The sequence below is a fragment of the Pontibacter locisalis genome (assembly GCF_042684605.1).
Classification (GTDB): domain Bacteria; phylum Bacteroidota; class Bacteroidia; order Cytophagales; family Hymenobacteraceae; genus Pontibacter; species Pontibacter locisalis.
In genome coordinates, this window is the sequence record NZ_JBHULU010000015.1 from 419,196 (window position 1) to 442,546 (window position 23,351).

The 23,351-nt window shown below is 45.7% G+C and carries 21 protein-coding genes and 1 other RNA gene; 11 read left to right on the top strand and 11 right to left on the bottom strand.

Annotated features, from left to right (window positions below; translation table 11 throughout):
- Positions 1–35 precede the first annotated feature (35 nt).
- The 3 genes from ACFSRY_RS12135 (at position 36) to uvsE (ending at position 2,342) form a co-directional block, all read left to right on the top strand.
- Complete coding sequence (locus tag ACFSRY_RS12135; RefSeq protein ID WP_377507582.1) at positions 36–575, top strand: hypothetical protein; 540 nt, start codon at positions 36–38, stop codon at positions 573–575.
- A 182-nt stretch (positions 576–757) separates the two neighbouring features.
- Positions 758–1,390, top strand: coding sequence for a carboxypeptidase-like regulatory domain-containing protein (locus tag ACFSRY_RS12140; protein ID WP_377507586.1), 633 nt, complete (start codon positions 758–760; stop codon positions 1,388–1,390).
- A 58-nt stretch (positions 1,391–1,448) separates the two neighbouring features.
- Entirely contained in the window at positions 1,449–2,342 is an 894-nt protein-coding gene (gene uvsE, locus ACFSRY_RS12145; RefSeq protein WP_377507589.1) for a UV DNA damage repair endonuclease UvsE, read from the top strand.
- Here the strand turns inward: uvsE and ACFSRY_RS12150 are convergent.
- The 9 genes from ACFSRY_RS12150 to ACFSRY_RS12190 all read right to left on the bottom strand — a co-directional run bounded on the left by ACFSRY_RS12150 (position 2,339) and on the right by ACFSRY_RS12190 (position 9,760).
- On the bottom strand, positions 2,339–2,836 hold the full coding sequence (locus tag ACFSRY_RS12150) for a DUF4112 domain-containing protein (RefSeq protein WP_377507592.1): 498 nt from the start codon (positions 2,834–2,836) through the stop codon (positions 2,339–2,341). The two genes, uvsE and ACFSRY_RS12150, sit on opposite strands and share 4 nt — an antisense overlap.
- Before the next feature lie 80 nt (positions 2,837–2,916).
- Positions 2,917–3,147, bottom strand: a complete 231-nt coding sequence (locus ACFSRY_RS12155; protein ID WP_377507595.1) for a hypothetical protein — start codon at positions 3,145–3,147, stop codon at positions 2,917–2,919.
- 245 nt (positions 3,148–3,392) lie between these two features.
- Positions 3,393–3,653, bottom strand: coding sequence for a hypothetical protein (locus tag ACFSRY_RS12160; RefSeq protein ID WP_377507598.1), 261 nt, complete (start codon positions 3,651–3,653; stop codon positions 3,393–3,395).
- Between the two features lie 106 nt (positions 3,654–3,759).
- On the bottom strand, positions 3,760–4,263 hold the full coding sequence (locus ACFSRY_RS12165) for a phosphoheptose isomerase (RefSeq protein WP_377507601.1): 504 nt from the start codon (positions 4,261–4,263) through the stop codon (positions 3,760–3,762).
- Between the two features lie 217 nt (positions 4,264–4,480).
- Positions 4,481–4,852, bottom strand: a transfer-messenger RNA (tmRNA) gene (ssrA, locus tag ACFSRY_RS12170).
- 244 nt (positions 4,853–5,096) lie between these two features.
- On the bottom strand, positions 5,097–5,693 hold the full coding sequence (locus ACFSRY_RS12175) for a hypothetical protein (protein ID WP_377507604.1): 597 nt from the start codon (positions 5,691–5,693) through the stop codon (positions 5,097–5,099).
- A 65-nt stretch (positions 5,694–5,758) separates the two neighbouring features.
- The gene (locus ACFSRY_RS12180; RefSeq protein WP_377507607.1) at positions 5,759–5,977 is read right to left on the bottom strand and encodes a hypothetical protein; all 219 of its coding nucleotides are present in this window, start codon (positions 5,975–5,977) and stop codon (positions 5,759–5,761) included.
- A gap of 220 nt (positions 5,978–6,197) precedes the next feature.
- The gene (locus ACFSRY_RS12185; protein WP_377507610.1) at positions 6,198–7,343 is read right to left on the bottom strand and encodes a transglutaminase-like domain-containing protein; all 1,146 of its coding nucleotides are present in this window, start codon (positions 7,341–7,343) and stop codon (positions 6,198–6,200) included.
- A gap of 53 nt (positions 7,344–7,396) precedes the next feature.
- Positions 7,397–9,760: an ABC transporter permease gene (locus ACFSRY_RS12190; protein ID WP_377507613.1), complete on the bottom strand. Its 2,364-nt coding sequence runs from the start codon at positions 9,758–9,760 to the stop codon at positions 7,397–7,399.
- Between the two features lie 380 nt (positions 9,761–10,140).
- Between ACFSRY_RS12190 and ACFSRY_RS12195 the strand changes: the two genes are divergently transcribed.
- The 5 genes from ACFSRY_RS12195 to ACFSRY_RS12215 all read left to right on the top strand — a co-directional run bounded on the left by ACFSRY_RS12195 (position 10,141) and on the right by ACFSRY_RS12215 (position 19,155).
- Positions 10,141–11,514, top strand: coding sequence for a sigma-54-dependent transcriptional regulator (locus tag ACFSRY_RS12195; protein WP_377507617.1), 1,374 nt, complete (start codon positions 10,141–10,143; stop codon positions 11,512–11,514).
- On the top strand, positions 11,504–12,862 hold the full coding sequence (locus tag ACFSRY_RS12200; protein WP_377507620.1) for a sensor histidine kinase: 1,359 nt from the start codon (positions 11,504–11,506) through the stop codon (positions 12,860–12,862). Before ACFSRY_RS12195 ends, ACFSRY_RS12200 begins: the two co-directional genes overlap by 11 nt.
- 109 nt (positions 12,863–12,971) lie before the next feature.
- Positions 12,972–14,093 carry a cyclopropane fatty acyl phospholipid synthase gene (gene cfa, locus ACFSRY_RS12205; RefSeq protein ID WP_377507623.1) on the top strand — a complete coding sequence of 374 codons (1,122 nt, stop codon included), beginning with the start codon at positions 12,972–12,974 and terminating at the stop codon, positions 14,091–14,093.
- A gap of 146 nt (positions 14,094–14,239) precedes the next feature.
- The gene (locus tag ACFSRY_RS12210; RefSeq protein WP_377507626.1) at positions 14,240–16,141 is read left to right on the top strand and encodes a DNA polymerase III subunit gamma/tau; all 1,902 of its coding nucleotides are present in this window, start codon (positions 14,240–14,242) and stop codon (positions 16,139–16,141) included.
- A 53-nt stretch (positions 16,142–16,194) separates the two neighbouring features.
- On the top strand, positions 16,195–19,155 hold the full coding sequence (locus ACFSRY_RS12215) for a M16 family metallopeptidase (protein ID WP_377507629.1): 2,961 nt from the start codon (positions 16,195–16,197) through the stop codon (positions 19,153–19,155).
- Between the two features lie 256 nt (positions 19,156–19,411).
- Here the strand turns inward: ACFSRY_RS12215 and ACFSRY_RS12220 are convergent, their stop codons facing one another.
- Positions 19,412–19,960 carry an REP-associated tyrosine transposase gene (locus ACFSRY_RS12220; RefSeq protein WP_377507633.1) on the bottom strand — a complete coding sequence of 183 codons (549 nt, stop codon included), beginning with the start codon at positions 19,958–19,960 and terminating at the stop codon, positions 19,412–19,414.
- On the opposite strand from ACFSRY_RS12220, the gene ACFSRY_RS12225 reads away from it, so the two are divergent.
- From ACFSRY_RS12225 to ACFSRY_RS12235, 3 genes are read left to right on the top strand one after another with little or no spacing between them, the layout of a single operon-like run.
- The gene (locus ACFSRY_RS12225; RefSeq protein WP_377507636.1) at positions 19,959–20,192 is read left to right on the top strand and encodes a hypothetical protein; all 234 of its coding nucleotides are present in this window, start codon (positions 19,959–19,961) and stop codon (positions 20,190–20,192) included. The two genes, ACFSRY_RS12220 and ACFSRY_RS12225, sit on opposite strands and share 2 nt — an antisense overlap.
- 20 nt (positions 20,193–20,212) lie before the next feature.
- Entirely contained in the window at positions 20,213–20,569 is a 357-nt protein-coding gene (locus ACFSRY_RS12230) for a hypothetical protein (RefSeq protein WP_377507639.1), read from the top strand.
- Positions 20,570–20,575: 6 nt separating this feature from the next.
- Positions 20,576–20,992, top strand: a complete 417-nt coding sequence (locus ACFSRY_RS12235) for a hypothetical protein (protein ID WP_377507642.1) — start codon at positions 20,576–20,578, stop codon at positions 20,990–20,992.
- Positions 20,993–21,074: 82 nt separating this feature from the next.
- Here the strand turns inward: ACFSRY_RS12235 and ACFSRY_RS12240 are convergent, their stop codons facing one another.
- Complete coding sequence (locus tag ACFSRY_RS12240) at positions 21,075–23,303, bottom strand: NADP-dependent isocitrate dehydrogenase (RefSeq protein ID WP_377507645.1); 2,229 nt, start codon at positions 23,301–23,303, stop codon at positions 21,075–21,077.
- Positions 23,304–23,351 lie beyond the last annotated feature (48 nt).

Sequence of the window (23,351 nt, forward strand, 5' to 3'; positions counted from 1 at the left end):
ATGGGCTAAGCTGTAAACTCAAATTAACCCAAGCTATGAAAAAAATACTATATCCGATATTTGCACTAAGTACTGTATTGTTTTTAACCACATCCTGTGCCGAAGACACAGGAACCTCTACTGAGGTAGAATATGCCAATGAAGATGAAAGCGTAAATCCAAATCACATCAGAGGATACGGCGACCGTGAACCAGGAGGAGCACCTCCATCCAGTCCGGAGGCTGACCAGATGTATGGCTTTGAAGTAGACCGCTATTCAGGGGAATTTGTCTCAGACTTGGGTCTTGATGAGGATCTGGCAACTGAAATGGTAAAGATTTACTATGACCGTAGCAGGCAGTTAAGCGAACTGGAACAGCGTTACCAGTACACCGATACCGCTCGCATGGGCGGCCAGACCGATGAGGCTGCTACCAATACTCAACCACTTACTGAGAGCCAAATGAGAGAAGAACAAGAGCGTATTGACAGAGAAACCGATCAAAGGGTAAAAGAAAAGCTTTCTCCGGAGCAGTATAAGGAGTATGAGAAAAACAGGAGCAAGTACCACCGCATGAACAGAACAAACGAGTAGATAAAACTCACAATGAAGCCAAACGCTTGTAGCACCCTCCACTACAGGCGTTTGGCTTTTTAGCCTTTCATGTTTTCCTTTTGTATCTTGGCAAAATATTAAGTTAAGGGTTGGCATAATTTTTGGCCATCTCAGGCGTAATAATCTAAACTTGCTAAGAAGGCGGGTCATCCATACAGCACATGCTCCGAACACTACTGCTACTCTTACTTCCAATCCTGCTACTTTGTGCCTTGCCGGCCCATGCACAGAAAACAATCAGGATTAGTGGCACTGTTCTGCAGCCAGACAAGACTACCCCCATACCAGGAGCCAGTATCGTTAAAATCAATTCACAGAGAGGTGTTATCTCCGACGAGGAAGGAAAGTTCCTGATTGATGTGGCACAGGAGGATACGCTATTGATCAGAGCCATTGGCTTTAAACCACTTCTTTACCTTCCCAAACAACTTCCTGTTTCTGAGATACGCGTGAATATCGTGTTGCAGGAGGATAGTGTAATGCTTGGAGAAGTAGAAGTTACCAGCCGTCCATCACCGGAAATGATACAGCGCGCATTGCGCAATATGAAACGGGAGCAGACAAGCCAGGTAAAAAAACCAGGCTATATCCCCGGGCTTGAGCCACCTCCTCCTGCTGCACCGGCTCCGGCAACAATAATGAGTCCGGCAACTTTATTGTATGATATGCTTTCCAGAGAGGGTAAGGAAAAAAAGAAGCTACAGGAGCTCTTGCTACTCCAGGAAATAGAACGCATCAGAAAAGAAAAGGAGGAGTATAACAAATTCTTCAAAGACAATACAGGCTATAAATAAAGGCAGCTAAACTATAGCTGCCTGCGTAGGTTATTATAAGATTAAAGCACCTGCGCCTATGAAGATCGGATATCCCTGTGTGAACGAAACGCTTGACTGTAGCTCCTCCCGAACGTTCCGGCTTGCCTCTTATTCTGAAGAACGCCTTATTGAGACCGTGGAACAGAACCTAGCCTGCCTTCGCCAGATACTTAAGTACAATGTAGAAAACGGCTTGCTCTTTTTCCGTCTCACCTCTGATTTGGTGCCTTTTGCCTCCCATGAAGTAAATCAATACAACTGGCAGGAACACTTTAGAATGACCTTCCGCAGGTTGGGTGCTTACATAAAGAACAATAACATGCGTATCTCTATGCACCCCGACCAATTTGTAGTGCTTAATTCGCCCAACCCGCAAACAGTAAAAAACAGTGTTGCAGAATTGGTTTACCAGGGAAGTGTGCTGGACCTGATGGAACTAGACACCACCGCTAAGCTACAGATACATGGCGGCGGTGCCTATGGGGACAAACCCTCTGCCATACAGCGCTTCGCGGAGGTATACCAAACTATGGTGCCCGACGCAGTAAAGGCACGGCTTTGTGTGGAGAATGATGACCGTACATACACATTGCAGGATTGCCTGCACCTGCATGAACTGACGGGTATGCCTGTTATTTTTGATAATCTGCACCACGAGTGCATAAATAACGGGGAGCCGATGCGGGAGGCCGTACAAATGGCTGCCGCTACCTGGCAAACAGAAAAAGATGGTATTCTGATGATGGACTACAGCTCACAGGCTATAGGAGAGCGCAAAGGCAAACACACAAAAAGTATACAGGAGCAACTCTTCCACGACTTTCTAGCCGAAACCGAAGGCTTGAATATGGACATAATGCTGGAAATAAAAGACAAAGAAGAAAGTGCGCTCAAGGCACTAAAACTTGCTCAGACTATGGGTCGCGCTTAAAATATCCCTACAAGTAAATGGTAAGCCCATTCTGCTAATTCCCACAGCGCCCAAAGTAACAATATAAAGATCACGATTATACCTATCAGAACACCAATAGCTATATTTTTACCGCTTCCCTGGTACTTTCCCTCTTCATAGTATGACCGAAGCATGCGTACGTTACGCTCATTGGCTTTAAAGAAGAAGTCGAAGATATTACCTAAGATTGGAATACTACCAATAAGCGTGTCTAATGCGATATTCAGCAGCATCAGCACAACTAATTTACTGCTTGCACCATGTCTTGCCATTGCCATAACAATGGTGGCAGATACTGCAAAGGAAGCCAGGTCGCCTGCAACGGGCAAAAACCCAAGTATGGGGTCTAAGCCAAAACGAAAGTTGGTTCCGGGCACCTTAAACTGATTATCCATCAGACGTGCCATATGATCAACCCATTTAAGCTGTTCGGTTCGGGGAGACCGGGTGTAACGGTTGTAATTTTCTGCCATATGCGCTTATACGCATAGAGGCGACTAAAGGTACCTTATGCTCCTTTAGTCGCCTCTATAAGAAAATGTAAATGTGTTTCTTAGTTCTTTCTCCTTTTCCTGAAGGCTTTATCCCTCTGCTTTCGTTGCTTTCCTAAGCTCTTAGAGCTATTCCATTTTTTGTTCTTGCTTTCCTGGCGCCCGTTGTTAAAGCGCATGCTTCTGCGGTCATCATCCAGCACTATCGCTTTCTTACTTCTGGCAAGGGGTGAACATGAAGCGATCATGATGCCAATAAGCAGGGTAAGTAATCCTTGTTTAAAAATTCGCATAATTGTTAGAAGTTGTTTTCAGTCTTAAGTTAGTATAAGACCTGGGTTTTAGATTTGGTTCCGTAAGATTCGAGTATACTATATAAATATATAATTGTTTAATATAATTTAACTTTACTATCTTCTCTCAACTAAGAAAAGATCAATTCTTGTATAAGTAAATTCATAACCAGAACTTTAAAGTACAAAAAAAGGCGCTGCAACAACTACTGTTACAGCGCCTTTTTTCTCCGGTTTTAGAAGGCTTACCCTTTCTTCTTGCCGTTCCCCTTCTTTTTCTGCTTGGTATGGCCAGGGTTTGTAGTGCGTGGATGGTGCGGGTTATTGGGATTTTTATACCACCCCTTGTGCAAGCCATTGTCCTTTTGGCCACTCGCCACACGCACCTGTTTGCCATCAACTACAATAACCCTTCCGGTACTGCCTGGCTTCGTTTTAGAGGAAGAACAAGAGGCAATTAAAAATACAGAGGCTAACAATACGAGCCCTTTACCTAGGTAATTCATTAATTCTTTTTAGTGTACGTCTCGCTTAACGCCAGCAGAGAACCTATAGTATGGAGCGGTTACTTTTTTACCTAAAATAAATACTCTCTACTTCCACAGCAGAAAATTACCTGCCAAAGTCATCCTGCACCCTTACGATGTCTTCCTCATCAGAAGGCTTAGCCGCATCTGTGTGCTGCCATATCTCAGCCAGAACACTCCACTCATCCAATCCTACCAACCTGTGTCTTTCTCCCTGTTGCAGTGTAATAAGTGTTCCCGGCTCAAGCTCCTGCAGTTCGCCCTCCTCATCTGTAGCACTGGTAACTATACCAACTCTGCCTCTCAGCACCTTCCAGATCTCTGCACGCCGGTGGTGGTACTGCCACGAAAGCCTCTTACCTGGTGCTACTAATAAGAACTTCGGGCTGAGCTTACCGGAAATCTTAAGTTCCTCAACTGGTATGCCTTCAAAATACTTTCCTGCAAACTCTTTTGCCTGACTCTCATCAATCACAAAAAATCCACCCCAGGGCCGGGCGTCATCCTGCTTAATAATTTTGAAATTATTATTTTTAAGCTCCTGCTCTACTTCCTGAAACAGGGCTTGTTTCTCCTTTTCAACAATCATATAAAAAACGAAATAAAAGGCCTAAGTAAGGTTATTGGTGATTTAAAGTAAAGAGATACTACGATTAAAATTTTTAGTTATCGGATCACCAGGAAATTTCAAATTGGTTACCTACACAAGGAGCCCTCGAAACTTTACAAGAAATAAAACTGCTAGACAAAAGAAGTACTAAACAAAAAAGGGCCTCTGCGTAACGCAAAAGCCCTTTTATAATAAAATGTGGAGATGCAGGGATTCGAACCCTGGTCCAGACAAGGAAACCGTCGTGCCTTCTACATGCTTAGACGCTAGTTGAATTGTCGGGAGCTTGCGGGCCTAGGTCAAGCCTATGCGCACTCCTTAGATGCTTAAGTTTCGCCTGTGCATCACATCGCTACACAGACTAGTGAAACGGATCGAAGCCTCGTATGTACAAGCAGTTTCACGAAACCTGCACGAGACTATGGCTTTTTACTTAATACCTAGATTAAGCAGCCATGGCGTAGTTATATTCGCCAGTTATTGTTCGAACGAATTTTTAACAGGTGTACGTTCATCACCCGACATGCTTACACGCAATCTGCACAAGCTGTCAATTCCGGTCATCCCCAATAAATAAAGAACGAATTCTAACTATTTATACTTCAACAAGTATGCCACAAATATAATCATTTTTCTGTCATACTGCTACTAGTTGCTCTATTATAAACAGGGCCTTTCGCCATTAGGTTTCATTTGAAACTGCGAAAATCAGCTATTCCTGCACAACTCCAAAGCGCTTATTTTTAAAGTCGATCTCAACCACATTACTTAAGAAGTAGGCATTACCTGTTAAACCGAGAACACCCTCCTCTTTATAAAAAATTATCGAAATCGCTGTTGTTCAGCAGCGAATAAATTTGGGGTCGAGGAAGCTTAGCACTGCCTAAATATACATCGACTTTTGAAGGCGCACTATACATGTATACCTTCTGCCCCCAAGAGTTAATTTCCATTGAATCTTTTTTAGGAGCGTCAACATACTTGTACCAACTGACGGTGCCAACGGATAAAGGAAACAGACTTGCACCCGTATCGAACATCACGTGATGTGTTTCTCCACTTATAGTCAAGGGCACTTTAATGCGATTATCTGCCCCTACTCTTGCCTCGACAAAAGATACTTTGGCAGCTGTGGGTTCAGGCAAGGAGTCTAACAAAGCAAGACGCTGGTTAGGGTAGTCTATAATCAGGTGTTTGTCTTTTGCCAGTCCGGCTCCCACTGTCCCTATATGCTTTGTTGTTTCCGTAGCAACGGAGTCCATAGGTATTTCCTTTCCATAGTTTTTATATAGGGTCACCTGATGATTCTGAAATATTACCTCATCAAGCTTAAAACTAACTCCCTGCATCACAGGGTTCTTTGTGTTGTTTAGAAACACGGTAACAGAAGTATCCAGCTTCGACAGCACGGCAGGGTAAAGCCTGAAGTAATTTCTAAGGTTTTGCTCATAAAGTATAACTGCCCCTGTGGCACCTAAATCAAACTGTCATCAAACGCATGCGGTATGCCTTCGAGTTGTATTGGCACATTAATTGCCAATTTGTCAAAATGCTTTCCGCTTACCTCGCCACTGGCCCAACTGAAGGATATCCAATCGGCGTTTTCCTTGGCTGATTCGGTTATTTTGCCGCTACCTGCACATGCTGTGGCTATTAAAGCCACCAGATATAGAAACAGTCGATTTAGTGCCATTGCTGTTAAACCTAAGCGTAATATAAGTGAGAAACTTCTACAGCTGATCATCAGCTATTTTAGAGTAGTCGAGGTAGCTTCGGCTAGGGCTAATTATTAAACCAGACTCGGTTCATAGCTAAGCTTAAGACTACCTTAACTATTTTGAATATTGGCTTTATACTATTCGGTTGTAAAGCCGGTTTTTGACAATCTTTAGCTATTGGAACGCAGTTACTGCCTACTTTAAGCTGATTCCGACTTTCTCCGCACCCTTCATCGGAGAGGGTGCTTGATAAAAGTCAATAATGGAGTTGGTATGTTTGTACCTGTCCATTTTATACTTGCGCTGGAATACCTCCGGCACCTTCGCTCCTACCGGCACCAGCATCAGCGAACTCTTGCCGTCTACGGTTTCTCTCTGGAAAGCAACACCCTCCCGGTTATCAAACTTTACATCAAAGTAGTACAGGTACGGGTACACCCAGTTTGTATACATTGCCTTGCTTGTACCAGATAGACTTCTAATCTCAAGTTTATCATAATTATCGGCAATAGCTTTCTGGAGCTCAACTGCATTCAGAGGCACATTGTTCAACACTGGCATCACGTCAAACTGCCCGTCTAGCATCACCCATTTTTTCAGATCTGGTAAATATACTTCTAACAGCACGTGGCCAGCTCCAAATTCGATTGTTTCCACTTCCTTCATCTTCAAGCCCATAGTGCGGGCCGGCAAGCCTATCGCGTTTAAGGCAGCTGTTGTCACGATGCCGTACTCCACACAGCGGAACTGCTGGCCTTCTTTGGCCTCAGCGAGTATGGTCAGTGCGTCCGGCTGGCTTGGCTCGTTCATTCCATTATGCTTCCACTGCTTGTGCACCCAATTTACCATGCTCAGCGCCTTCTCTGTGTCGTTAGCAGCACCTGCCACAACGGCATCTAAATTATACTGAGAGCGCAGCGTTTGCAGGTAAGTGTTATCCTGGTTCTCCTCATACAGCAGTGTGTAAGCAGCTACGGTTTGATTTTCATTAAACTTTAAGGCATCAAAGCCAAATCCCTTCAGTTCAGTCAGTGCATAAGCGGTATCGTTCAGGTTCACATAGAACTGGTAAGATTTCCTTGCCTTTACATTAAAGCTGATAGAATCCCGATCAGTGTAAAAGGTTACTTTTTCCCTTGACTTGTGCACCGGCACTTGCAGCACATCCGGTGAAACCTCGGGCATGATATGCCAGGTTCCTTTTGTGAACTCCTTCCCAATTTTATAATCGGCTACCTTGGCTGTTGCCTTTATAACCGGCAAGCCTTTGTAAGACTTTTGTGAAAAGGCTGGCGCTATGAGCACCAATAATGAGAACAGAAATGACAATGATTTTTTCATGGTTTTGTTTTGTACTAATGGTTCGGGAATATTCTAGTTCAATGTAGCTTATGCTATTCAGTTCGTAGCGAGGTAACCGGAGTAGCCACAGCCGTTTTTACTGCATGGAAACTCAGGGTAACCATAGCGATGATAACTGTAGACACAAAGGCAGCAGCAAAGATCCACCAGGTTAGCTCAGTTCGGTCTGCATAGTTTTCCAGCCAGCTGCTCATAAAGTACCACCCGAGCGGAAGTGCTATTATGTTGGCGATAAAAACAAGCTTCAGGAAATCTTTGGACAAGAGGTACACGATACTTGCTACCGATGCTCCCAGCACCTTGCGTACCCCAATCTCCTTAGTGCGCTGTTCTGCTGTAAACAATGCCAGGCCAAACAGACCAAGACAGGAGATGAAAATTGCGATACCTGCAAAATAGGTTGTCAGTTTACCCATGACCGCCTCACTCTTATACATCATCTCGAAGTCCTGATCAAGGAAATGATACTCGAACGGGTAAGTAGGATTGTGCCTTTTTACGATTTGCTCCATAGCAGCTAACACATCTTTGCTTTTGCCAGGCGCGATGCGGGCATAAATCCAGCTCTGGTTCTGAGGCTGCAGGCGCATAATGAGTGGCTGCTGTGGCATATGGATGGAGGTAGTACGAAAGTTCTCTACCACACCGATTATGTGACCTTTCTCACCCATTTGTAGCCACTCCCCTACCGGCTGCTGCATCTGCATAAGGCGAGCTGCCTCTTTGTTTACAATGAACGCGGCTGTATCAGTACCAAAGTTTCTTGAGAATGTACGCCCCTCCTTCAGCTTTATGTCCATTGTTTCAAGAAAGTCATAGTCCACATTCAGGATGCTAAACAAGATGCTTGCCTCAGGATCTTTTCCCTTCCAATCCACTCCTCCGGTAGAATTGCCCACCATTAATGGATTTTGGTTTGAAGCCGTCACGGACATGACACCCGGTGTACTTTGCAGCTCCCGTTTAACTATATCATAACGTGACTGCAATTCTCCCTCCAACGGCAGGTATACTAGGTTTTCACGATCCATACCTATATTTTGGGTTCGGATATACTGCAGCTGCAGGTAAACAACCAATGTGCTGACAATAAGCAGCGCAGATAGAATGAACTGAAAAACCACCAGACCTTTACGAAAAACTGATACGCGCTTGCTCAGTTTTGCAGTACCTTTCAGCACCACCGATGGATCAAAAGACGACAGGAAGAAAGCAGGATAACTACCCGATAAGACACCTGTCACGATTGCTACGCCTAGAAGCAACAGAAGCAGCGATGGGTCAGTGAAGTCCAGCGATACTAATTTCCCTGTCAGGTCATTGAAGCTAGGGAGCAACATGCCAGTCAGGTTAAGAGAAACGAACAGAGCCAGAAAAGACACCAGCACCGACTCTACCATGAATTGACTCACCAAAGCAGATTTGTTTGCTCCAATGGCTTTACGCACCCCAACTTCTTTGGCACGCTTCGCTGAGCGTGCAGTAGCCAGGTTCATAAAATTGATGCAGGCAATTACCAGTATAAATATGGCTACTATCGAAAGCAGGCGCACTGTCTCGATTCTTCCGCCACCAACCTTGCCATTGCGGAAGTCACCGTAGAGGTACATATCTGACACTGACTGCACAAAAAGATCGATATTAGAGTCTTGGTTATGCTGCTTTACGATTGGTTTTATTTTCTCATTAAAGGCAACAATGTCAGTTCCTGGTTGCAGTTGCACGAAAGTACGAATGCCATTATTGCCCCACTCCTTCAGCCAACCACCATCCGGACTATTAATCCAATCCTCAAGAGGTAGCACATAGTCAAACTGAATAGTTGAGTTTTTAGGAGCATCTTTCGCAACACCTGTTACTGTATAGCTCTTATTGTTATCAATCTTAAAAACCTTCCCCATCGCCTCTTCTGGTGAGCCGAAGAATTGATTGGCTATTTTTTCGGATATCACAACAGTGTTAGGCTGTGCCAAAACTTCTTTTTGGTTACCGTACAGCAGCGGAAAAGAGAATATTTCGAAGAAACCTGCATCAGTGTAGCGGCCATCTACTTTGATCGATTTATCACCATATGCAAAGAGCTTTGGCATGCTCCAGGCAGTGGTTCGTACTGCCTCCTTCACCTCAGGCAGTTCCTGCTCCAGTGCCTCAGCCAGTGGCCCCGGATTGGCATCCGTTGTAAGATCATCGGCACCTGGATAGCTCTGTATTTCCATAACACGATATAGATTATCTATATCTGAGTGGAAACGGTTAACACTTAACTCATCCTTCACCCAAAGCAAAATCAGAATGCTACAGGTCATACCCAATGCCAGACCAGATATATTAATGAGTGAGAACACTTTGTGCCGCATCAGATTGCGGTAGGCCATTTTGAGGTAGTTCTTATACATAGTTTTATGCGTTGTAATGTGGCTCTATATTTTTCTGAATCTTTTCGTCTTCACACCTCACTCTATGAAATTAAAATGCCATAATTATAATAAACTTAAAATCAATAACTTACCACAAAAATAGAAATTTAAAGTGTACGCTTCCGATACACATACACGCGTTACACCTGTGCGCTTCCGGTACAGGATACAATGCAATCAGGATTGACAGGAGTAGATCATTGGCAGGAGTATTTTAATTCCAGAGATAGGCATGCCTGACTGAATATTTGTATTCGTAAGGTTTACATCCTGTTCATCTTTTCATCCCGTAAATCCTGATTCTGACAATTTCAGATAGAATAGTTATATTCGATTTCTCAAAAAGAATTTGCTTACCTATGGCCACTGTAAAAAATGCCCGTGTATTGGTGGTAGATGACGAGACGGACGTATTGTTCGCTCTGAAGATGCTGCTCAAAACAGAGGTGAAAGAAGTAGTTACCGAAAAGAATCCGGAGAACCTGCTCGGTCTGCTGGAGCGGCAGAAGTTCGACGTAATTTTTCTGGACATGAACTTCAAAAGTGCTCTGAACACCGGCAACGAAGGCCTTTATTGGCTGCGTCAGATTCTGGACAAGGATAAGGATACCTCGGTTATTTTGATCACGGCTTATGGCGATGTGGAGCTTGCTGTGCGATCTTTAAAAGAGGGTGCCACAGATTTTATTGTGAAACCCTGGCATAACGACAAGCTACTGGAAACGCTACACCAGACACTTGAAAAACGGCAGGAAAAGATAAAAGGAGGTGCTACTGCAGCCACTAAAAAAAATACCAGCACCAGCATTCTTGGTCAATCCGATGCTATAAAAGAGGTGCTGTATAAGATTGAAAAGATTGCTCCTACAGAAGCTAATGTGCTTATACTTGGTGAGAACGGCACCGGCAAAGAACTCGTGGCGCGTGCGCTGCATGAAAAGTCCTTCAGAGCAAACAAGCCCTTTGTGAGCGTAGATATGGGCGCCCTAACCGACTCCTTATTCGAAAGTGAGTTGTTCGGCTATAAGAAGGGGGCTTTTACTGATGCCCGCGAAGACCGCCCCGGCCGTTTTGAGGCTGCCAACGGTGGCACTTTGTTCCTGGATGAGATCGGGAATATTTCACCAGCCATGCAGGCCAAACTACTGACAGTACTGCAGAACCGCCAGGTAACGCCACTTGGCTCCAACACCCCTGTGCCAGTGGACATCCGACTGATCTCGGCCACCAACGAACCCATTTACGATCTTGCCGCCCGTAATCAGTTTCGTAAGGACTTAATCTATCGCATAAATACAGTAGAGATAACCCTGCCACCATTACGCCAGCGACACGGCGACGTGGAACTACTGGCGCGCTTTTTCACTGCCATTTATGCCGAGAAGAACCATAAGCCTGTTCCAGAGTTTGCTCCTGAAACACTACAAAAACTAAAGCAACATAGCTGGCCGGGAAATGTAAGAGAACTTCAGCATGCTGTAGAACGGGCTATCATATTGGCAGAAGGAAATGTACTGCAGCCTCAGGATTTCAGTTTCTCACCAGTAGAGATGGCACCAGCTACTTATGCTGCAGCTTACATTCCAGAAACACCTGTGCCGTTAAGTGAAATTGAGCGTGAGACAATAGTAAGAGCGCTGGAGAAAAACAAAGGCAACATCTCAAAAACTGCCAAAGAGTTAGGCCTTACACGCACTGCCCTTTACCGCCGCCTGAATAAGCATGATATTTAAACGCCTGGAGTTCGGGCTACTCGTCCGGTTCATACTTTTACTTGGAATGATGTTCCTGACAGTATTCTACCTGACGCAGTTTACCTGGCTGCAGGTAGGCTCTGGCATCCTTATTATGCTGGCACAGCTTTGGGAGCTGGGCTTGTACGTCACCCGCAGCAATAATGAGCTGGCCAGATTTCTGGAGGCCGTTAAGCAGCGTGATTTTTCGCAACGCTTCAATGAGCATACTACTAATAACTCTCTCCGGCAACTGCATCATGCTTTCAACCTTATCAACGATACCTATAAGCAACTTAGCATAGAGCAAGAGGCGCAGTTTCAGTACATGCAAACCATCCTGCAGATGATCGACACCGGCATCATGGCCGTGGACGAAGAGACTGGAGAAGTGGAATGGGTGAATGATGCTTTTAAAAGAACGTTACACCTGCCTTACCTCAAGAGCATCGACAGCTTGGAACCACGCTACCCTTTGCTGTATGAGGCATTACAAGTTGTAAAACCCGGTGAAAGCCGCCTCCTGAAACTCAGACTTCAGGAAGGGCAGACGCAGTTACTTTTGTCAGCTACGGCCTTCACGCTACAGCGACGCAACCTGCTCTTAATTGCCCTCAAAAATGTGAGCGCCACCGTAGATGCCACTGAAACGGAGGCCTGGCAAAAACTGCTGCGCGTTATGACACACGAGATCATGAACTCCGTAGCTCCCATTGCCTCACTGGCCGATACCCTTGGTCGCCACCTGCAAATGGAACGTGAAAAATATGAGCAGGAACCTACTGCAGCATTTGATCCCGAGCTGCTGCAGGACACAGAAGAAGGTATTTCCATCATTAAAAAGCGTAGTGAAGGACTACTCCGTTTTGCACACTTCTACCGTAACCTGAACAAATCGCAGGAGTTGCTGCTGACAACGGTTTATGTGCAGGAGCTTTTTAAAAGCATTAATGGCCTGATGCGTCCACAGTTGGAAGCACAGGGCGTAGAGCTGACTTGCCACGTAACACCTCCAAATCTCACCCTGAATGGCGACGTAAACCTGCTGGAGCAGGTACTCATCAACCTGATCCTGAATGCCAAACGTGCCGTATCGGGCCAACCGGACCCTCAGGTTATTCTAACCGCCGGTCATGAAAACGGAAGGACTATAATAGAAGTCCAGGACAATGGAACAGGTATACCCGAAGAGCTGCTGGAGAGCATCTTTATTCCCTTCTTCACCTCCCATAAAGATGGGTCAGGCATCGGGCTAAGCCTTGCAAAACATATCATGCTCCTGCATAAGGGTAGTATACAGGTAGAAAGCAAAGAAGGCGTGGGCACTGTGTTTAAACTGGTGTTTTAGAGACGCTTTAAAGTTCACCACAGCTTCTTTACTAACCATTACTTTTTACTCCCGTTCAAGGCAAGTATAAGGCTTTCTATAGCAACAACTTATACTTAACTCCTGACCAATGAGCGCATCAGGCCTGCAGCAGCAAGTAGTTAGTATTCTGGCAACTGCCGATGTCAAAATAAATGGCCCTGATCCCTGGGACCTGCAGATTCATGACAACAGGTTTTATAAACGCGTGCTTACCCAGGGAACCCTGGGGCTGGGTGAATCATACATGGATGGCTGGTGGGATTGCGAACGGATAGATGAGTTTGCCTTTAAAGTAATCCGGGCTGATCTGTACAAGCAGGCGAAGTTTGGCTGGAAAACAATTCTGCAGATGCTGGTGGCAAAACTGCTCAACATGCAGGCCAAAGGCAAAGCCGCACGAAACGCGCAGCGCCACTACGATATCGGCAACGACCTCTATCAACTGATGCTGGACAAGCGCCTGGTTTACAGCTGTGCTTACTGGAAAAATGCTGATAACCTGGATCAGGCACAGGAAAATAAGCTAGACCTGATCTGCCGGAAAATACGACTCCAGCCCGGCCAGCGCGTGCTGGACATTGGGTGTGGCTGGGGCAGCTTTGCTAAGTTTGCAGCCGAAAAATATGGTGCCGAAGTGGTAGGTGTAACCGTATCTAAAGAACAGGTAGAACTAGGTAGAGAATTGTGCAAGGGCTTACCGGTAGAGCTACGCCTGCAGGATTACCGTGACGTAAACGAACAGTTTGACCACATAGTGTCAGTTGGTATGGCAGAACATGTGGGATACAAGAACCACCGCACCTACCTTAAAACCGCAGCCCGGTGCCTGAAAGATAACGGACTCTTTTTGCTGCACACTATTGGCGTAAACTACTCCAGAACGTCCGCCGATCCTTTTACAGATACTTATATTTTCCCAAACTGCCTTATCCCCTCCATCAAACAATTAGGAGCTGCCATGGAAAACGTTTTTGTGATGGAAGACTGGCATAACTTCGGCCCCTATTATGACCCTACGCTCATGGCCTGGTTTCACAATTTTGACGCCAACTGGAACAAGATACAGGGGGAGTATGGTGATCGATTTTACCGCATGTGGAAATACTACCTCCTCTCCAGTGCCGGTTCTTTTCGCGCTCGGAACAATCAACTTTGGCAGATTGTACTCTCAAAAAAAGGAATTCTGGGAGGCTATGAATCTGTTAGGTAAGCAGAGAGTAGTAGTTTAAAGCATCAAACGTTGTAACTCATTAAACCTCACACTTTTTATCCCTTCATTTTCGTGGATAACTATCTGGAAAAGTACTGGATAAAAAGCACTCCCAAGTCAGGTGCAGATTGATTATCTTTGTAGTAATGGAAAATTTTGTAGTATCAGCGCGTAAATACCGTCCGACCACGTTCGACAGCGTGGTGGGGCAGCACCATATAACCAATACCCTTAAAAACGCCATTAGCAGCAAGCATCTGGCGCAGGCTTTTTTATTTTGCGGTCCACGTGGTGTGGGCAAAACCACCTGTGCCCGTATTTTGGCCAAAACCATCAACTGCCAGAACATCACACCCGAGGTAGAAGCCTGCAACGAGTGTGAGTCCTGCCGCAGCTTTAACAGCAACAGTTCCTTTAACATACATGAACTCGATGCGGCCTCTAACAACTCCGTAGAGGATATCCGAAACCTGGTAGAGCAGGTGCGCTATGCCCCACAAACAGGCAAGTACAAGATCTACATCATAGATGAGGTGCACATGCTTTCGAACCAGGCTTTCAATGCTTTCCTGAAGACGCTGGAAGAGCCACCTTCCTATGCCATTTTTATTCTGGCCACCACAGAACGCCACAAGATCATTCCTACTATCCTGTCACGTTGCCAGATCTTCGATTTCAACAGGATCAGGATTGAGGACATGGTGCGCCACCTGGGCAGCATCGCCACAAAAGAAAGCATAGATGCAGAGCCGGATGCCTTGCACCTGATCTCACAGAAAGCGGATGGAGCTTTGCGCGATGCCCTGTCTATTTTTGACCAGATGGTGACCTTTTCAGGAAGCAATGTAACCTATAAGGCTACTGTAGAGAACCTGCACATCCTGGACTATGATTACTACTTCCGTTTAACAGATTACCTGCTGGAGCAAAACCTGTCGGGCGCTCTACTTCTATTTGATGAGATCCTAAAGAATGGCTTTGACTCGCATAACTTTCTGATAGGGATTGGGGAACATTTCCGTAGCCTGCTGGTGTGCAAGGATCCGCAGACAGTGCAGTTGCTTGAGGTATCTGACAATATAAAGGCAAAGTATGCTGAGCAGTCTCAGAAGGCTTCTGTTTCATTCCTGCTTTCGGGTCTGAACGTAGTAAGCACCTGCGACACCAACTATAAGAGCAGCAAGAACCAGCGCCTGCATGTGGAACTGTGCCTGATGAAGATGGCGCACCTGAATGCGGCACTGAGCTTTGCCCAGGAAGGAGAAGTATCAAAAAAAGCTAAGGTAGCGGCCCCGGCGCCAGCCCCTACCGCATCAGCAGGTGCCACGCCAGCAGCAGCCATGCAACCACCGCATGCTCCTGATGCTGTGCCTTCAGAAAATATGCAACAGCCAACTCCTGGTTCTGTGCCATCGGAAAGGCTGCAGCAGCCGCATGAAAAGAACCAGGTGCCATCGGAGGGATTGCAGCAACCGCCTAAGCCGCAGCACGTAACACCGGATGCTCATATTAGTCCTCCAGAGGCAAAAGCTGCTCCGGAGCAACCCCGTTCAAAAGTGCAGTTGCCGCCGCCGAAGAAGCTAGGCAAGCTGCCTAGCCTGAAAGATCTGCAAAATCAGCAGACAGCCGTGGCTGATGTGGCCGTAGCCGAGGAGGAAGAAGACACTAACTATGGAGCCGTTGTTCCTGTGGATGAAGCCAGGCTGAAGACAGTGTGGCACTCTATCCTTCGTCGTAAGAAAGCGGAGAACATGATGGAGTTCACACTCCTGAACCGCCAGTACCACATCGGGCCGGAGAATGAAGTGATACTTCATTTAGAAAACCATGTGATGATGGATCAGTTCACAGCGTTGCGGCCGGACATCCTGCGTGAGCTGAAAAAGGAAACCGGTAACAGGACTATAAAACTCAGAGCAGAGGTAGTGGAAGTGCAGGATGAGGGGCGTAAACTTTATACTTCCCAGGACAAGTTCAACTATTTGGCAGAGAAATTCCCGGTGATCGTCGATTTAAAACAACGATTTGGTTTAGACACTGACTTTTAACATCCGTTATACGCTATCTTCGTATAGTCACATCATCATTAACAGCTAAAAATATGACTACCAGAAAAGGATTGTCTCTGTTTTTGGCTGCGTTAGCTTTTACATTCACGCAGTGTAAAAACGAAACCTACCAAACGCAGTCAACCACTGAAACAACGGCAACAGCTACGGCTGCTCCCGCCCAAAAAGAGTATAAGTATGAAACCGTGCCGGACGACCCGCTGAATGCACGTATTTATACTTTAGACAATGGCCTGAAAGTTTATCTTTCAGATTATGAAGAGGCTCCACGCATTCAGACATATATAGCCGTACGCGCAGGCAGCAAAAACGATCCTGCCGATGCCACTGGTCTGGCTCACTACCTGGAACACATGGTGTTTAAAGGCACTACAGAGTTAGGCACTGCTAACTGGCAGAAAGAAAAAGAGGAGCTTGATAAGATCGAGGCGCTATATGAAAAATACAGAAACACCTCGGATGAAGCCGAACGCAAAAAGATCTACGCCCAGATCGACTCTGTTTCTGGTGTAGCCGCGACGTATGCCATCGCCAATGAGTATGACAAGCTTCTTTCCTCTATAGGTGCCAAAGGCACTAACGCCTATACCTGGGTTGATCAGACGGTTTATGTGAACGATATCCCAACCAATCAGATGGAACGCTGGCTGGAACTGGAGGCAGATCGTTTTCAGGAAATGATACCCCGCCTGTTTCACACAGAGCTGGAGGCTGTTTATGAAGAAAAAAACCGCTCCCTGGATAGCGATGGCCGCAAGGTAGCTGAGGTGATTAACACGGAGCTTTTCCCAACGCACCAGTACGGCACTCAGTCAACAATTGGCACAATTGAGCACCTGAAGAACCCTTCCATTACAGCTATCAAAGACTACTTTAACAAGTACTATGTGCCAAACAACATGGCAATTGCTATGTCCGGAGACATTGATTTTGATCAAACAATTCGTCTGATTGACAAATACTGGGGAGGAATAAATAAAGGAGAGGTACCTGGCTTCACTGTAGCACAGGAAAAGCCTATTCAGCAGCCAATTGTAAAAACTGTGCTAGGCCCGGATGCGGAGAACGTATCTATTGCCTACCGAACACCGGGAATTAACACCCGTGATGCCCTGGTAGTACAAATGATCAGCAACCTGCTTTACAATGGATCTGCGGGTTTGATAGACCTGAACCTGAACCAGCAGCAGAAGGTGTTGCAATCTTATGCTTATGACACCCCGATGAAAGACTACGGCTCCTTCCGAATGACAGGGATGCCTCGCCAGGGACAGTCACTGGATCAGGTGCGTGACCTGTTACTGAAGCAGCTGGACATGATCAAGAAAGGTGAATTTGATGAAGAGCTGATACAGGCAGTAGTAAACAACGACAAGATCAGCACCATGAAAGCCTACGAAGACAACAGAAATCGTGCTGATGCCTTTGTTACCTCCTTCATCTATGAAATGCCGTGGCAGAAGTTTGTTAACCGCCGTGAAGAATTTGCCAGCATTACAAAGCAGGAAGTGATGGATGTGGCAAACAAATACTTCAACAATAACTATGTGCTGGTATACAAGCGCACAGGCAAAGACCCGAATGCACAGAAAGTAGAGAAACCAGCCATTACGCCTGTAGCCGTAAACCGTGACGCACAGTCAGACTACTATAAGGAGTTTATGGCAAAGGATGTACAGCCGCTGCAGCCTGTATTCCTGGATTACAAGAAAGATATCACCGAAGCGAAGCTGAAGCAGGACATTCCACTACTGTACACTAAGAACAAGGAAAACGGATTGTTCCAGCTGTACTACATCCTGGACATGGGTACCAACAACGATCAAAAGTTGGGCATAGCGGTGAACTACCTGAAGTACCTGGGCACCGATAAGTATACTGCCGAGGAATTGCAGAAAGAGTTCTTTAAGCTGGGTACCTCGTTTGATGTTTTCTCTTCCGGTGATCAGGTATATGTGAGCCTGACAGGTCTGGACGAGAACTTTGAGCAAGGCCTGAGCCTGTTTGAGAGCGTGCTGGCCAACGCCAAGCCAGATCAGCAGGCCCTGAACGACATGGTGGCCGGTATTTTGAAGGCTCGTGCCGATGCCAAGAAGAACAAAGGCGTTATCCTGCAGCAGGCCATGGTAAACTATGCCAAGTATGGATCTAAGAACCCGTTCAACACAGTACTGAGCGAGAAGGAACTGAAGGCCGTGAAGCCACAGGAGCTGGTGAACATCATTAAGAGCATCCCAACCTATGAGCACCGCGTGCTGTACTATGGTCCACGTGAAACAGACAATTTGATTGCTGCTCTGAATACCGGACACAACGTGCCAGCTAAACTAAAGCCGGTACCTGCCGAGAAAGTGTATACTGAGATCGATTTCAAAGAACCAACGGTTTACTGGGCTGACTACGACATGGTACAGGCAGAGATGCTGTTCCTGAGCAAGTCAGTGCCTTATAGCAAAGACATTATCCCGGTAGTGCGGCTATACAACGAGTACATGGGTGGCATTGTATTCCAGGACCTGCGTGAGTCGAAAGCGCTGGCTTACTCAACCTACTCCTTCTATGCACCGGCTTCGAAGAAAGACCGTGCTAATTACCTGATCTCCTACATTGGAGCACAGTCTGATAAACTGGCAGAGGCGATGGCCGGTATGCAAAACCTGCTTACGGATATGCCACTGGCAGATGCGAATTTCCAGAATGCACGCGCTGCCCTTCGAAACAGCATCTCCACAGAGCGTATCACCAAAGCTGGCATCCTGTTCGACTACGAACGTGCGAAGAAGCTTGGCCTGAACTACGATATCCGTCAGGATGTTTACCAGAGCGCCAACTCCATGACCTTTGATCAGCTGAAGGAGTTCCAGCAGAAGTATGTAAAGGCTCAGCCACAGGCTATACTTGTGATCGGCTCTAAAGACAAGCTTAACTTTAAGGAGCTTGAGAAGTATGGCAAAGTGAAGCAGCTGGATCTGAAGACGCTGTTTGGGTATTAGTGTAGGTTTGAGAGGCAAAATATTGCGCCTCTACGATTGCAAAAGCGGCAGCCAAAGTATGGCTGCCGCTTTTGTTTTATACTGTCATAGTGAGCAAAAACGCTCTTATCATGCCGCAAGTTTAGCGACAGCGCAACTTGTGGCTATCCATGGTGCCAGTTTGTAACTGGCATTGTCCAAGCTTATACTTTCGCTAGTTACAAACTGGCGCCATGCTCCACCACCAGTTACCGCTTCGCTCAAACTGGCGGTATGGTTAATTGAGCAACATGATTTCCACCATTCCTTTTCCTCCAGCATAGTCTGTGGCGCTGCTATAAGGATAGTCCTGCGGTTCCCGCACAAAACCAGCTTCTACAGGGTTACTATGAATATAATTTAGCTTCTGCTCCATCAGGAAATTTGTGTTTAGCTCGATAGGCTGGTTGTGCTGCTGCCAGAACTGGAAAGTTTGGTTATTACTATTTAGCTTACCTGCACGCTCAAACATCCAAAGCATCCATTCTTTGCGACTTTCCTGTGGGTTATCAAAAATGGCTTTTACAATAGTTTTGGAAGTATGCTTTTTTAGATCCCGGATAATATGGGATTGGTTAGCCGTTTCTGAGCCAATGATCAGATGTACGTGATTCGACATAATGCACCAGGCATATACTTCCAACCCTTTATTCTTGACACAATAATTCAGGCTGTCAACTATAATATCTTTGTAGGCAGGTCTGGCAAAAACATCTATCCAGTTGATGGTTGCAAAAGAGATGAAATGCAACTTGCTCTGGTCGTTAATTTTATAGTTTCGGCTCATGCCACTACTATACGAAAATACCGCCAGTTTGAGCGAAGCGGTAACTGGTGGTGGAGCATGGCGCCAGTTTGTAACTGGCGAAAGTATAGTTCTGGAATACGCCAGTTACAAACTGGCCTCATGTACAGCCACAAGTTGCGCTATCGCTAAACTTGCGGCATGGGGGGAAGAATCTATGTTTATAGTTTTAACCAAAAGAACTACCATAAAAGAAGTTTACTTATCTTTATAATAACATAAAGTTTAATGAACATGGCCTATAGATTTGAAATCGATAAAACAGCTATCACAATTTTTCATTGGCTGGAAGGAAAAGAACCTAAGGACTCGCACAAATATTTTGTTTCCTTAATAACCCTTGCATATACTAGAAAAGAAAACTTAGTATCAGAGAGTATAGCTCATCTCTCAGAAAAGTCATGGGTAACGACTCAAATGCTTTATGAGTTGGCTGAAATCACACAGCGCTTGTACCCTTTAAACAATATTGATTGGACACAAACATTTGTCCCAATTGAAGAAGAATATTTTTCAAATAGCTCTGAAGGTGCAGAGCTTGAAGCACACATTTATAATAATCTTAAGAAGTTTGGGGTAATTAAAAATTAACCGACTATGAAAAGAATATACTTAGTACAGGTACTCTTTATCCTATTCTTCATCATCCCTAATGTTACAGTAGGGCAAACTAAGCTTGATTATGTAAAAAGTAAGTTAATGTTAACTTTCCCTAAAGTTAATGTTACTACACTAGACAATTTTGTAACACAAAAGAGTAAGCTAAAAAATGCTATAATTTATCATAAATTCAAAGAGTTCACTGTAAAAGAAGGTAATGAAAATAATGGAGTAATTACCTTAGAAGGACTAGCTACATATAATATTGAAGTGATGCACTATAATCCTGCAATGCTAAACAAGACAGCGCCTAGTACATTTAATTACAAAGCTACTTTAAAGCAAGTGTTAGATGATTATGAAGTTGAATCTATTGAACTACTAGTGTACGGCAGTAAAATCAAAATTTATTAATTAAATAGATAATACCTGTTGAAGCGCAGAAAGGCCACCCGATCGCTCAGGCAGCCTTCTCATTTATACTTTATACTTCAGCTTAGAAGTTATTCAGCGCAGCATTCAATGTTTCGCTTGGACGCATCGCTTTGCTGGTTTTCTCTTCGTCCGGGTGGTAGTAACCGCCGATGTCAACTGGCTTGCCTTGTGCGGTGATCTGCTCGTCCACGATCTTCTGCTCGTTGTCCGTCAGCTCTTGGGCCAGTTTAGTGAATTTGTCTTTCAGCTCCTGATTCTTCGTCTGCTCGGCCAGTGCTTGTGCCCAGTACATCGCCAGGTAGAAGTGGCTGCCACGGTTATCAATGCCACCTACTTTACGAGCCGGCGACTTGTCTTTCTCCAGGAACTCAGCGTTAGCCTTGTTCAGGGCTTCTGCCAACACCTCAGCCTTCTCGTTCTTGGTTTTGTAAGCCAAGTCTTCCAGTGATACGGCCAATGCCAGGAACTCACCCAATGAATCCCAACGCAGGTAGTTTTCCTCTACAAACTGCTCTACGTGCTTCGGTGCAGATCCACCGGCACCTGTCTCGAACAGGCCACCACCATCCAACAACGGAACGATAGAAAGCATTTTAGCACTTGTGCCTAGTTCAAGAATAGGGAACAGGTCTGTCAGGTAATCGCGCAGTACGTTACCCGTTACCGAGATAGTGTCTTTACCAGCTTTGGCACGCTCGCAAGTATAACGCATCGCTTCAACCGGAGACATAATCTTGATCTCAAGGCCGTTGGTGTCGTGGTCCTGCAGGTACTTCTCTACTTTCTTAATAAGGTTAATATCGTGAGCACGCTGCGGGTCCAGCCAGAAAATAGCAGGTGTGCTGGTGATGCGGGCTCTTGTAACGGCCAGCTTCACCCAGTCCTGAATAGCTACATCTTTTGTCTGGCAGGCTCTGAAGATATCGCCCTGCTCCACCTTCTGCTCCATCAGTGCATTTCCGTTGGCATCTACGATACGCACTGTACCGGCCTCAGCCATTTCGAACGTTTTGTCGTGCGAGCCATACTCTTCCGCCTTCTGCGCCATCAGGCCGATGTTCGGAACAGTACCCATGGTAGTTGGGTCGAAAGCGCCATTCTCTTTATTGAACTTGATCACTTCCTGGTAGATACCGGCATAAGAGCGATCCGGAATGATAGCTACTGTGTCCTGCAGTTTACCATCTGCCCCCCACATCTTTCCCGAAGAACGGATTGCAGCCGGCATAGACGCATCAATGATCACATCGCTTGGCACGTGCAGGTTGGTAATGCCTTTGTCAGAGTTAACCATCGCCAGCTCAGGGCGCTTCTCCATCTCCGCTTTCAGATCAGCCTCGATCTCGGCACGCTTCTCCTCTGGCAGATTCTGGATTTTATTGTAAATATCACCTAAACCGTTATTCGGATCAGCGCCAATTTCTTTGAATGTAGCACCATGCTTAGCGAAAGTATCTTTGAAGAACACCTTTACTGCATGGCCGAACATGATAGGATCAGACACCTTCATCATGGTAGCTTTCAGGTGGAGCGATAGCAAAATATTATCTTCCTTCGCCTCGGCAATCGCTTTTTCAAAGAATGCGTTCAGCTCCGCAACATGCATCACCGAAGAGTCCATCACTTCGCCCTCTTTCAGCGCGATCTTCTCCTTCAGTACTTTTGTGTTGCCGGTGGCATCTACAAACTCAATGCGCACATCCGTAGCCTTGTCAGCTACAAATGATTTCTCGCTGCCGTAGAAGTCTCCTTCCGTCATATGAGCCACGCGGGTTTTAGAATCCGAACTCCACTCACCCATCGAGTGCGGGTGCTTTTTGGCATATTGCTTCACAGCATCAGCTACACGACGGTCAGAATTACCTTCACGCAGCACAGGGTTCACAGCGCTACCCAGAATCTTCGCATAACGCGCTTTGATTTCTTTCTCTTCTTCGGTCTTCGGCTCAGAAGGATAGTTTGGAATGTTATATCCCTGTGATTGTAGTTCTTTAATAGCCGCATTAAGCTGCGGAACAGAAGCACTGATGTTAGGAAGCTTGATGATGTTCGCCTCTGGTGTTTTAGCAAGCTCTCCCAGGTAAGCAAGGTCATCAGACTGTTTCTGCTCTTCCGTCAGGTTTTCCGGGAAAGTAGCTATAATTCTACCTGCAAGGGAGATATCCCTTGTTTCTACTTCGATGCCGGCAGCTTTGGTAAAAGTCTCAACAATCGGCAGAAAAGAGCGTGTCGCTAAGGCAGGCGCTTCATCGGTTATAGTATAAACAATAGTTGCTGTTTTTTTCGTCATTCTATTCTTTCAGTTTAAAGTGGTACTACTTCCTGCCAGGGAAGTGAA

Excerpts from the sequence above, each read along its gene's own strand:
- cfa (WP_377507623.1), top strand. The coding sequence starts at position 12,972 with ATGAGCGCATCAGGCCTGCAGCAGCAAGTAGTTAGTATTCTGGCAACT.
- ACFSRY_RS12135 (WP_377507582.1), top strand. The coding sequence starts at position 36 with ATGAAAAAAATACTATATCCGATATTTGCACTAAGTACTGTATTGTTT.
- uvsE (WP_377507589.1), top strand. The coding sequence starts at position 1,449 with ATGAAGATCGGATATCCCTGTGTGAACGAAACGCTTGACTGTAGCTCC.
- ACFSRY_RS12240 (WP_377507645.1), bottom strand. The coding sequence starts at position 23,303 with ATGACGAAAAAAACAGCAACTATTGTTTATACTATAACCGATGAAGCG.
- ACFSRY_RS12140 (WP_377507586.1), top strand. The coding sequence starts at position 758 with ATGCTCCGAACACTACTGCTACTCTTACTTCCAATCCTGCTACTTTGT.
- ACFSRY_RS12190 (WP_377507613.1), bottom strand. The coding sequence starts at position 9,760 with ATGTATAAGAACTACCTCAAAATGGCCTACCGCAATCTGATGCGGCAC.
- ACFSRY_RS12165 (WP_377507601.1), bottom strand. The coding sequence starts at position 4,263 with ATGATTGTTGAAAAGGAGAAACAAGCCCTGTTTCAGGAAGTAGAGCAG.
- ACFSRY_RS12225 (WP_377507636.1), top strand. The coding sequence starts at position 19,959 with ATGCCACTACTATACGAAAATACCGCCAGTTTGAGCGAAGCGGTAACT.
- ACFSRY_RS12210 (WP_377507626.1), top strand. The coding sequence starts at position 14,240 with ATGGAAAATTTTGTAGTATCAGCGCGTAAATACCGTCCGACCACGTTC.
- ACFSRY_RS12200 (WP_377507620.1), top strand. The coding sequence starts at position 11,504 with ATGATATTTAAACGCCTGGAGTTCGGGCTACTCGTCCGGTTCATACTT.
- ACFSRY_RS12220 (WP_377507633.1), bottom strand. The coding sequence starts at position 19,960 with ATGAGCCGAAACTATAAAATTAACGACCAGAGCAAGTTGCATTTCATC.
- ACFSRY_RS12185 (WP_377507610.1), bottom strand. The coding sequence starts at position 7,343 with ATGAAAAAATCATTGTCATTTCTGTTCTCATTATTGGTGCTCATAGCG.
- ACFSRY_RS12195 (WP_377507617.1), top strand. The coding sequence starts at position 10,141 with ATGGCCACTGTAAAAAATGCCCGTGTATTGGTGGTAGATGACGAGACG.
- ACFSRY_RS12180 (WP_377507607.1), bottom strand. The coding sequence starts at position 5,977 with ATGGCACTAAATCGACTGTTTCTATATCTGGTGGCTTTAATAGCCACA.
- ACFSRY_RS12230 (WP_377507639.1), top strand. The coding sequence starts at position 20,213 with ATGGCCTATAGATTTGAAATCGATAAAACAGCTATCACAATTTTTCAT.
- ACFSRY_RS12155 (WP_377507595.1), bottom strand. The coding sequence starts at position 3,147 with ATGCGAATTTTTAAACAAGGATTACTTACCCTGCTTATTGGCATCATG.
- ACFSRY_RS12150 (WP_377507592.1), bottom strand. The coding sequence starts at position 2,836 with ATGGCAGAAAATTACAACCGTTACACCCGGTCTCCCCGAACCGAACAG.
- ACFSRY_RS12160 (WP_377507598.1), bottom strand. The coding sequence starts at position 3,653 with ATGAATTACCTAGGTAAAGGGCTCGTATTGTTAGCCTCTGTATTTTTA.
- ACFSRY_RS12235 (WP_377507642.1), top strand. The coding sequence starts at position 20,576 with ATGAAAAGAATATACTTAGTACAGGTACTCTTTATCCTATTCTTCATC.
- ACFSRY_RS12215 (WP_377507629.1), top strand. The coding sequence starts at position 16,195 with ATGACTACCAGAAAAGGATTGTCTCTGTTTTTGGCTGCGTTAGCTTTT.